This is a genomic window from Pseudarthrobacter kochi, from assembly GCF_055412805.1.
This window is the reverse complement of record NZ_JBVAYV010000073.1, coordinates 1-9,570: the sequence shown is the minus strand read 5'-3', so window position 1 is coordinate 9,570 and position 9,570 is coordinate 1. Positions and strand designations below refer to the sequence as shown.

The 9,570-nt window shown below is 64.2% G+C and carries 8 protein-coding genes and 3 pseudogenes; 5 read left to right on the top strand and 6 right to left on the bottom strand.

Features of this window, described 5'->3' with window-relative positions:
- Positions 1–194: pseudogene (locus tag ACZY0Y_RS19090) on the bottom strand (IS5/IS1182 family transposase); the annotation flags it as partial.
- A gap of 97 nt (positions 195–291) precedes the next feature.
- The gene (locus ACZY0Y_RS19085; RefSeq protein WP_463959824.1) at positions 292–1,218 is read right to left on the bottom strand and encodes a polysaccharide deacetylase family protein; all 927 of its coding nucleotides are present in this window, start codon (positions 1,216–1,218) and stop codon (positions 292–294) included.
- Between the two features lie 91 nt (positions 1,219–1,309).
- On the opposite strand from ACZY0Y_RS19085, the gene ACZY0Y_RS19080 reads away from it, so the two are divergent.
- The 4 genes and pseudogenes from ACZY0Y_RS19080 to ACZY0Y_RS19065 all read left to right on the top strand — a co-directional run.
- The gene (locus tag ACZY0Y_RS19080) at positions 1,310–2,683 is read left to right on the top strand and encodes an amidohydrolase family protein (protein WP_463959823.1); all 1,374 of its coding nucleotides are present in this window, start codon (positions 1,310–1,312) and stop codon (positions 2,681–2,683) included.
- Between the two features lie 8 nt (positions 2,684–2,691).
- Positions 2,692–2,898 (top strand): hypothetical protein, encoded by a 207-nt coding sequence (locus tag ACZY0Y_RS19075; RefSeq protein WP_463959821.1) that lies wholly within the window; start codon positions 2,692–2,694, stop codon positions 2,896–2,898.
- Positions 2,895–4,331 (top strand): amidase, encoded by a 1,437-nt coding sequence (locus ACZY0Y_RS19070; RefSeq protein WP_463959819.1) that lies wholly within the window; start codon positions 2,895–2,897, stop codon positions 4,329–4,331. The genes ACZY0Y_RS19075 and ACZY0Y_RS19070 overlap by 4 nt, the downstream gene beginning before the upstream one ends.
- A gap of 234 nt (positions 4,332–4,565) precedes the next feature.
- Positions 4,566–4,814: pseudogene (locus ACZY0Y_RS19065) on the top strand (IS3-like element ISAar46 family transposase); the annotation flags it as partial.
- A 303-nt stretch (positions 4,815–5,117) separates the two neighbouring features.
- Here ACZY0Y_RS19065 and ACZY0Y_RS19060 read toward each other — a convergent pair.
- The 4 genes from ACZY0Y_RS19060 to ACZY0Y_RS19045 all read right to left on the bottom strand — a co-directional run bounded on the left by ACZY0Y_RS19060 (position 5,118) and on the right by ACZY0Y_RS19045 (position 8,782).
- Positions 5,118–5,438 carry a hypothetical protein gene (locus ACZY0Y_RS19060; RefSeq protein WP_463959817.1) on the bottom strand — a complete coding sequence of 107 codons (321 nt, stop codon included), beginning with the start codon at positions 5,436–5,438 and terminating at the stop codon, positions 5,118–5,120.
- 401 nt (positions 5,439–5,839) lie between these two features.
- On the bottom strand, positions 5,840–6,223 hold the full coding sequence (locus ACZY0Y_RS19055; RefSeq protein WP_463959815.1) for a DUF6262 family protein: 384 nt from the start codon (positions 6,221–6,223) through the stop codon (positions 5,840–5,842).
- Positions 6,210–7,721 (bottom strand): tyrosine-type recombinase/integrase, encoded by a 1,512-nt coding sequence (locus ACZY0Y_RS19050; protein WP_463959813.1) that lies wholly within the window; start codon positions 7,719–7,721, stop codon positions 6,210–6,212. Before ACZY0Y_RS19050 ends, ACZY0Y_RS19055 begins: the two co-directional genes overlap by 14 nt.
- On the bottom strand, positions 7,718–8,782 hold the full coding sequence (locus tag ACZY0Y_RS19045) for a site-specific integrase (protein ID WP_463959812.1): 1,065 nt from the start codon (positions 8,780–8,782) through the stop codon (positions 7,718–7,720). Before ACZY0Y_RS19045 ends, ACZY0Y_RS19050 begins: the two co-directional genes overlap by 4 nt.
- A gap of 154 nt (positions 8,783–8,936) precedes the next feature.
- On the opposite strand from ACZY0Y_RS19045, the pseudogene ACZY0Y_RS19040 reads away from it, so the two are divergent.
- Positions 8,937–9,457 (top strand): annotated as a pseudogene (locus ACZY0Y_RS19040) (IS3-like element ISAar46 family transposase); the annotation flags it as partial.
- Positions 9,458–9,570 lie beyond the last annotated feature (113 nt).

The following is a 9,570-nucleotide window of genomic DNA, read 5'->3' as shown; positions in this document are numbered from 1 at the left end:
ACCGAGCCGATCACCGGCGCCGGCACCGACGGGCGCCCCCGCACGGAGGGGAAGAGATCCTCCATCATCGAATCCGGGAACAACCGTCCCCGGTGTTCGGCCAGGAACGCGAAAACGCTGCCCGGGACCAACAATTCCCCGGCCAGCGCCTCCACATCCAAATACCCGCGTTGCCCATCCTCACGACCCTGCATGACACCAGTCTTAAATCACCGGTCCCCAAAATCCAGCAGGCACGCCAGCACCCAGCGGATTATTCAGCAGACTCCTAGCCCGAGGGCGACGGCTCTGCTACGACGCCGGTGTCCCGCCTCCCGTCAACTTCTCCGCCGTCGTCCGCTTCCAGGCGTTCACGATCTCTTCGCGTGTGGCGAACCAGGCGGACTTGCCGCGGGCATGCGCAAGGAACCGGTCGAGGGCAAAGGCGTAGGCCGGCCTTCCTATCAGCCGGGGATGCAGACCGACGCTCATCACCGAGGGACCGCCGCGGGGATCATCGAGCTGCAGGTCAAGGGCAGCGATGAGCTGGTTGCCGAAGGATGCTGCGGTGGGGAACTGCCTGAACAACCCGGAATCGTTGGTGTCTCCCGCGTAGGGCAGCACCGGGAGCCTCGGATTGTCCGGGCCGGAGCCCCAGTGCGGCAGGTCGTCATTGAAGCTGTTGGACTCGTAGGTGAATCCGCTCCCGGCGAGCAGGCTGCGCGTACCAGGTTTGAGTCCATCCCGCGAATACCAGCTGGTGGGTGCCCGGCCCGTGCTGGCCTTGAGCGCGTCCCGCGAGGCGAGGATGAGGCGCTCCTCAGCATCGTCGTCGAGCTCTGTATGCGTGTCCCACTGGTGGCCGTGGTCGGCGATCTCGTGCCCGTCGCGAACGAGCGCAGCGGCGATGGCCGGGTTGAGCTGCAGGGCAACTGCACAGCAGAAGGCAGTGGCCCGGATGTCGTGGTTCCGCAGGATTCGCAGCACCCGCCACACGCCTGAACGGGCACCGTATTCGAAAGCGGACTCCAGGACCGGATTCCGGGTGGCTGAGGCAGGCGCCGGAATCCAGTGCGCACCAAGGTCGTTGGCGTTGTCGCCGCGGGGAATGCTCCGCTCGGCGCCTTCCTCCACGTTGATGACAAGCGAAACGGCCACGCGGGCGTCGCCCGGCCAGCGGAAATCGGGCGGAGTTTCGCCGTATCCAAGGAAATCCCGCTGCGTTTGTGGCAGTGCCATCAGCTTCTCCCTTTGGGGGTTCCGACGCCGCACTGAAACGGCTATAGTGAAGCAAACTTCGATATGATGAAACTAGCCGAGAGGGAAGCGAATGTCTACGCTCATTCGCGGAGGCACCGTTGTCACGGGCTCCGGGGACACTGTCATCGAGGCCGGCGCAGTGGTCATCCGCAACGGCCGCATCGCGGACGTCCTCGACCACTGGGAAGCGGACCGAGGCTTCGCAGGCCAAGTCATCGACGCCTCGGGCTGCGTGGTGATGCCGGGCCTCATCAACAGCCACACGCACGGCGTGACCCCGGGTGCGCTCTTCCCCAGTGCGGCCCCGGCCCTGTCTGCGGAACGGTGGATGGGCAACTTGGACAGGCACCTCCTGGCCGGAACCACCACTGTCCTGAGCCTCTGTGGCTTCGCGTCCATGAACGATGTTCGCGAAGCCGACAGCCGGCACGCGGTGCATGTGCGGGGCGCCACCACGCACCTGCCGCACTGCCTGCAGGCAGCGGCCATGGCTGACGGCCAGGGACTGACGGCCGAGTCCCGCGAGCTCACTGTGGAGCGGATGCTCGACGACGGTGCTGTTGCCATCGGGGAGCTGGGAGGAGGGCAGACGCTGGGCGGGGGAGGCCAAGATCTCGTCTACATCCCCGCGGTGATCTACAAGGCTTCCGGGGTCCGCATCACCATCGAACAGGCGCGGCGTATAAAGGAAGCCGTGCTGGGACGGTTCATCAATGCCGGCGCGCCCAACGTGGTTGCCCTGGCCCAGGCAGCCAAAGTTGCCGGACTCACAGAGGCGCTCACCGCCACCCAGCTCGCCAAGCTCGTCAGGCACGCCGTGATGCCCTCGTTCCTCCCGGCCATCGAGGGGATGCGGGAAGGCGTCCGGGCCGCGGCGAGGTTCGGCGTGCCGGCCATCGTCCACAGCGCCGCGGCCACCGCCGGCGTCCTGCGGGAACTGATGATGGAGCTCGACGGCAGCGGCGCCACCGTGATTGCCGCCCACGCCAACCATCCTTCCCATACTCCCGACGAAGCCCACGAGCTGGCCGTTCTGGGACGAAAAGAGGGCTGGCCCGCCGAGGCCTCCGTGTTCGACCTGTTGCACCGCAAACACACCGTCACCACACGCGAACACTGGGACCTGCTGCTCCGGGAACCGGACCTGATCTCGGTCGTCGGCACCGACTACGGGCACGACGGTGACCACGACGAGCTGATCTCCGCCGTCCAGGACATCGTGGCCCACGGCCACCGCTCCCTGGCCGGCGCCGTCGCCATGGCGAGCTCTGCCGTCGCAGACCTCATCCCGGGCATCGCCCCCGGAGGCGGACGGCTTGAGGCCGGGCGGGCGGCGGACGTGGCTGTAGCCCGGATGGAGGACTTCAGCGATGTGCGGACCGTCCTGGTGGACGGCATCTGCGTGGTCCGGGATGGACAGCTCACCCCGGAGGCCCACCGATGAGCCACATAGTGGGCCGTAAAACGGCATTTCCTGGTGATTCAGCACTGAGCACAGGGCAGCTGGCGGCCATCCGCGAGCTGGTGGGCGAGGACATCGCCCGGGAGGACTTGCCTGCACTGGAAGCCGCGTACCGTGACTTTCGGGCCGGAATGTCTGAACTGAAAGCGTCCTTCGAGCAGCTGACACGTGCAGTGGAACAGGACGTGAAACCGTGACGGAACCCGAAGCCGTGGCCGAACCCTGGGAACTCGGAATCGCCGAGGCCGCCGGCCGCCTCCGACGACAGGAATTGTCTGCGGTCGTACTGCTCGACTCCGTCCTGGACCGGCTCCACGACACCGAGGACTACGCGCACGCCTGGGCGTTCGTGGACGAGTCAGGGGCGCGCGAGGCGGCCCGGCGGGCTGACGAGCGGGCTGCGAGAGGACAGTTCGGCGGCGGCCTCCACGGCATTCCGTTGGGGGTGAAGGATGTCATCGACGTCCGTGGGATGCCTAGCCAAGGCGGCTCCGACAGCCTACGGGGGAACATCGCGAAGGACGACGCCGGCGTCGTACATCAACTGCGGGCCAGCGGTGCCGTGATCCTCGGCAAGCTTCAAACCCATGAGTTCGCGTTCGGGCAGGGCACGCCGCCGTCGCGGAACCCCTGGGATCCCGATCGGTATGCTGGCGGCTCCAGCGTTGGCTCTGGAGTCGCCGTCGCCGTCGGAAGCATTCCTGGGGCCCTGGGCACGGATACTGGCGGCTCGGTCCGAAACCCAGCGTCGGTCAACGGCCTCGTGGGGCTCAAGCCCAGTGCCGGCGTCGTGTCTTCCACGGGAGTCCTGCACGTCAGCCACACTATGGACCATGTGGGGCCGATCGCCCGGAGCGTGGAAGACTGCGCCTTACTCCTGGACGCGATGGTGGACCCACGGGCGCTTGCCCGGCTCGGAGGGCCAGCCTCTTCCCGGATTGGCGACCTTCCTGCTCCGTTGAGGCTTGGCGTTGACCGCCGGATGTGGTCTGAATGGGGGGTAGCGGCCGATGTACGGGCAGCCTTGGAAGGGGCACTGTCAGTGCTCACGGACCTTGGAATCGAAATCGTGGAGCTCTCGCTTCCCGAGGTGGACCTAGCCCTGCATGCCAGTGTGGCGATTTCCCTGTCGGAAGCGGCCCACCATCACCGCGAGCGACTGGGAACCGCTGCGGAACGGTACCTGCCTGCCACTCGGATCATGATCGAAACGGGCGCCCTCGCCTCCGAGGATGAAGTCCATTTGGCTCGGCAGGTACAGAGCTACCTTCAAGCCTTCATACCTGAAGCCATGGCCAAGGCAGGAGTGGCCGGCCTGGTCTCGCCCACTCTCCCGGCGATCGCGCCATTTGCGGCATCAATGTCCTCCGAACTCACCGGTTCCACAGGCGAGGGCTCCCTGGCGGCTGCCCTTCGCATGCTTTCCGCTGCGAACCTCACCGGCGTGCCGGGCCTCAGTGTGCCTTGTGGGTTTGCGAAGGGGCAGCCGATCGGAATGCACATTATGGGGCTGCAACACTCCGACGCCACAGTTCTTGCCATAGCCAACGCCTATGAGCAAGCCGCGCCATGGCGCACTTGCGTCCCGGTCAGGGTATTGCCCGCGGTCACTGGTCCAAGGGCATTCTAGCTGTGTCTTCGTAGCCCGTGAGACGAGGACATCAACGATTCAGTGTCGTCCTCTTACCTGAGTAAGTTGACTTGAGGGAATGAATGGGCCAGCAGGGAACGCCGATGCCCTACGTGTCAGGCTGGAACGGTACCAGGGGCTCATAGCAAGTCCGTTTAATCGCGTGGGGCGAGAACCAGGAATCCAGTAATCATGTCCAGTGCAGTTTTGAGTGCCGTAGGCCAAGATGGTCCTATGAACAGTCCCGGACCGCGTGCCGGTGGACCGAGCGCTCGTCGGTCGTTCACCCCCGCGCAGAAGCTTGAATTTTTGGCCTCCTACGAGGCCGCTATCGAGTCCAATGAAGGCGGCGCGTTCCTGCGCCGTGAGGGCCTGTTTTCCTCGCAGATGACTGAATGGCGCCGGCTCCGTGACGCCGGCGTCCTGGCGGGCAAGAAGCCCGGGGAAACAATCGGGAAACTCTCCAAGGACCAGTCCGAGATCGACCCATATCTTTAGTCCCTCTTCGTCGGTGCCTTGATGGCGCGGCACATCCGCTGTGGAAAGTGTCCACGACGCATCTCTCACAGGCCTGCCTGCCCGAGGAGAAAACTGAAAATCGTGATACACCCGATGCTTGGTTGCTGAACGGCTGCAGCCTTAGCGTCGTATTTAGAAGTCGTTTGCAGTGGCAATTGCGGTCATTCCGCCCGGTAAACGGTTCCTTTGCGGCTGGAAGCGGCTAATGGCCCGACCGCTCCACTGTTCCCAGGCATTCGGCGACGCGACGGCCGCACAATATCCTGATCACTTCGGATCGTCGGATGCAGAGGGGGTCGTGGAGGTGAGGAACAAGCCGGTTTGGTGGAACTGGCGGGCCGTAAGACCTGAGAGCACAACCATGCCCAGCAGCAGCACGATCATCATGACGTCTAAGAAGGACTGGACGCCTCGAGACAGGGATTGCCCGGCGAAGTAGATCAAGAGACCGGGCGACCAGAGCAATTGCTTGGCCAGACCCGCCCGGATCTGAACTGCCGCACCCCTGAGGACCGATATGTGGTTGACGTCGATCGGCTCTTTGCCCAGAACCTGGCGTCGGACGTGCTTCACTTCCTCTGCCGTCAAGCCCAACGTGACTCCGATTGGGTGGTCCCGGACCATGGGGGACACTTTCTTGCTCCCATAGACCCAGCCAACAACAAGAACGCCGAGGCCTCCCAGTAGCGAGCCTAAATACAGCCCGGACCGAAGGAAACCCCCGGCGACGTCCGGCCAAAGGGCGGCCAGAGCGAATCCGACGACCAGTCCAGCTAAAACCGTCAATGGGAAATGCACCAAGAAGTACCGGCGGACCGCCCCACCTATCCCAAGGTCAGTCAAGCCCTGCGCCCTCGACGCTGCTTTAGTCCAACGTGACTCCGCGCCAGCATCCGCTTCTTGCATTTTGAGTCCCCTGCTCACTTTGTCTCTGATGCCGAAAATACACGTCCAGCAGAACCAGGTACAGCGTTCGACATCGGGTTCCCTTAGGGTCCGCTGGTGTTCCGTCGCCGCGAGTGTCCTAGAGCGAGGGCCAGCTGGCGTCTGAGGCGTTCAATTTCTGTGGAGAGCTCGCGGTTCCGTTCCAGCGATGCGCTGAGTCGGGAGCGCAGGGAGTCCGTGCTGGCGCTGCTTCGGCGTGCGCGCGGTTGTTGTGGGCGGTCGTCACGCAGCCCGATGATGTCCGCCCGGAGGTCGGACTGGGTGTAGAGCCAGGAGCGGGATACGCCGGCGGCGGCGGCGACGGCTTCGAAGGTGACGGGGCCGCCCTGCTTTTCTAGTTCACGCAGGGCCGCCACGGCTTTGGAACGGGTGAGTTCGTGCCGACGCTCCGCGGCCAGCCGGATGTGGCGGCTGTTATCTGCCCGCACGGTTGTCCTCCTTCTGCAAGAGGCTTGGGCTTTTTGGCGTCTCGTCGTCGAGAGTTTCAATGATGCGGTCCAGGTTGCCGAGCACCCGTGTGTTCATTTCGGCGAGCCGCTGCTGGCCGCGAGCTTCGGCTGCGGAGATGATCTGCACGACCTGCGTCCGGTGTTCGCGGTGTTGCGGGAGGAAGTCGGCGGTGGTGATGAACATGGGACAGGTCAGGCACGCGTTGGCATGCGGGCAGGTCTTCTGGACCGGGAGGCCGCAGTAGCCGTTGGGAAGTGCCTGGGTGGCCCTGCCGAGGCGCTGTTTGGACCAGGCGGCCTCGGCGAGGGGGCCGTCGGGATCAAGTTCGACGACGGTGCCGGATGCGTTGACTTTCCGTGCGGCTTCCCAGTGCCGCCGGATGGCTGTGTCGCTGAGTCTGGCGTAGTGGGCGGTCATCTGGTGGGAGTCGTGGTCCAGGATCCGGCGTACGACCTCCTGAGGAACGTCGAGGTTGATCAGTCTGGTGCCCAGCGTGTGGCGGAAGCGGTGCGGGCTGACCACGGCAGGGCTGCCGTTTTCGTCGGTGACGTTGCAGTCCCTGACCCATCGCCGAAGGGCGGTGCTGTATGAGCTTGCGCTGACGTGTCCGGCGCCGTAAACGTCCACCCGGTCATGGGCGAAAAGAAGTCGCGTTCCGGAACTGCCCGTCCCGTTGACGTAGAGGATCTGCTCCCCAATGGCCCGTTCAAGTTCCTCATCGATGGGGACGAGCGCCTCGCGTTTCATCTTGTGGTTCAGATACCGCAGATACGGGGCACCGTCCTTGTCCCGGGTGATGCAGTCCTGGGTCAGGGCCACGGTGTCGCTGATCCGCAGCCCGCAACGGATCAGAATCACGGTGATGAGCCGGTGATGCGGGCTGGCCATTTTGGCAAGATTTTCAGGGTCTTCCAGCTGGGCCATGACGTGTTCACTCAGGGCCCGGGGTTGCCGGACCGTCTCTTTGGGATAGTCCTCGGTGTAGATCTGGGCCGTACTGGGCAGATCAGTTACCCATCCGTGACGGCGCATGGTGAGGAGAAACGTGTTGAACTGGCCGATCCGCATCCGGTGCGTCGTCGTCCCGGCGGTATGGGTGTGTAGATAGGCCAGAAACCCTTCGATCACCTCCCGGTCTATGTCGGCGGTACCGGTGACTGGAATCCTCGTTGAATCCAGAAAGGCGTTGAAGCTCTCCACGGCTTTGGTTCCCAGCACCGCGGATTCGACCGTTAATCCGGTCGTCAGCCGCCAGCGGGCCCATCGTTTGGCCAGCTGCTTCAACCAGGGCCGGGTGATGTTTTCGAAGTGGACCGTGACTTGGCTGCGGGCGGCGATACCAAGGGCCCTGGCATGCCAGACGTCCTTAGGGAACTCGGTTTCCCACGGCGCGGCATCCAGGTAAGCCATCCCCCGGGGGCCCGTCCGGACTGGCAGCTGGTCGCTTCGTGAGGGCAGGGGATGCAGGGTTGTCATATCGTAACCGTCCTGGAAGCGAACCAGCCCGCATCGGCCAGTGCGCGGCGGGCGTCATCGCTGGAGATATGGGCATAGATTTTGACCGTCGTCGTCAGGCTCGCATGGCCCAACAGTTTGGAGACCACTTCGACCGGGACGTTCTCCCGCAGCAGCCGGGTGGCATAGGTGTGCCGGAACCAGTGCGGATCAAACGCGACGCCCGTCTGACGCCGGAGCCGCCGCACCAGGTCATGGACGGCGGCATAAGTCATTGCCTGCCCGTAGGGCTGGCCCCACAGGTTGACGAAGACGTAGTCGGAATCCAGGTCACCGTATTCGATGTCGAGGTAGTCGGCATACAGCCGGATCAGTTCTGCGGTGACGGGGATGGTTCGCGAATGGGGCGACTTTGCGCGCGCACCGTTGGTGTTGTTGCGCCGGCGGACAGTGATTTCCCGTTCGGGGACGGCGATGTCCTCATGCCGGAGCCCCAGGGCCTCACCGATCCGGATACCGGCGTCATGGAGCAGCGCGAACAGCAGCCGGTCCCGGAGGTGCGCGCACGAATCGAGGATGCTTTGGACCTCGTCGGGGGCCAGCAGGCGGGGAATCCTTGCCGTCACGGGAAGCTTCACCACCCGGCGCTGTTTCGCGGCACCCTTGCTGATGTGGTGCAGGAAGGGTTTCCACCCTCCCTGGCGGGCGCCGGGGTCCCAGCACGTGCTCAGCTCGCCGAGGTCAAGGCCATGGCGGGCGGCATGCTGATAGAAGATCGACACGGTGGAAAGCTTGCGGTTCACCGTCGCCTCACCGCAATGGTGCCCGATCGACGGAAGAACTGAAAAGACCTGCCCGCGCATGTCTGGCGGACGTCGCAGCCACCTGATGAACGCCCCCACGTCTTCCAGCTTTACGGACTGCCAGTCGAGCCCGTGTTCGTCCAGGAAGACGAACCAGTCCTTCAAATCGTGGGCGTGGGCTTTGATCGTGTTCGGTGACCGCTCGGTCTCGGCCAGATACCTGAGGTACCGCTCTGCCGGGTCCACCACACCGGCCACGCCGACCACTGTGTACGACACCGCATTGCTTGCCGGATCCAACACTTTCGATACCCTCATCGCCGCTCCCGTCAGCTGCCTCGTGGACGGACACGACGCTAACCCATCCACAACGAAGCAACCAGAGCCCCTAACCCCCGTGAACTACATGACGGACAGCCCGCAGACGACTAAAGATATCGCGCGTTTGCGCCGCCAGCTGGAGGTGAGTGAGAGCCGGTTGAAAAGATCCGAGGCAGCTTTGGGAATCATGGAAAAACTCTCGGCGTTCTTAGAGAACGCCGTTCAGGAATCACCGGACGAGCCGAAGTCCAAGAAGAGCTGATGGCCGCCTACCAAAGCCTGTGCCAACAACTGGTCCCCACCCGGCAAGCGGCGGCCCTGGCCGGGGTCTCACGCACCACGGTGTACCGCAAGCCGGCCCCGCCCCGGGACCAGATGGCGGCAGCACCACCGAATAAGCTGACACCTGCCGAGCGGGGGGCGGTATTGGCGGCGTTGAACGCCCCGGAGTTCGTGGACCTGGCACCGATGCAGGTCTATGCGAAGCTCCTGGATGCGGGCGTCTATCTGGGCTCGTTGTCAACGTTTTACCGGGTGTTGGAGGAGAACAAGCAGGTCAAGGAACGCCGCCGCCTGGCCAAGCACCCTCCACGGGCCGTGCCCGAGCTGGTCGCCACCGCACCGGGCCAGGTGCTGACATGTTATGCCGATGTTGTGGTTATGCCGATGTTGGTCTGTGATCCCAGGTTCCAGGCGGTGGACGGGACAAAAAGGTCGGCATAATCACGCTGTGGTGATCGGCTTGT

Bases quoted from the DNA above. Each gene is read 5' to 3' on its own strand.
- ACZY0Y_RS19085 (WP_463959824.1), bottom strand. From the start codon at position 1,218: ATGGCACTGCCACAAACGCAGCGGGATTTCCTTGGATACGGCGAAACT.
- ACZY0Y_RS19050 (WP_463959813.1), bottom strand. From the start codon at position 7,721: ATGACAACCCTGCATCCCCTGCCCTCACGAAGCGACCAGCTGCCAGTC.
- ACZY0Y_RS19080 (WP_463959823.1), top strand. From the start codon at position 1,310: ATGTCTACGCTCATTCGCGGAGGCACCGTTGTCACGGGCTCCGGGGAC.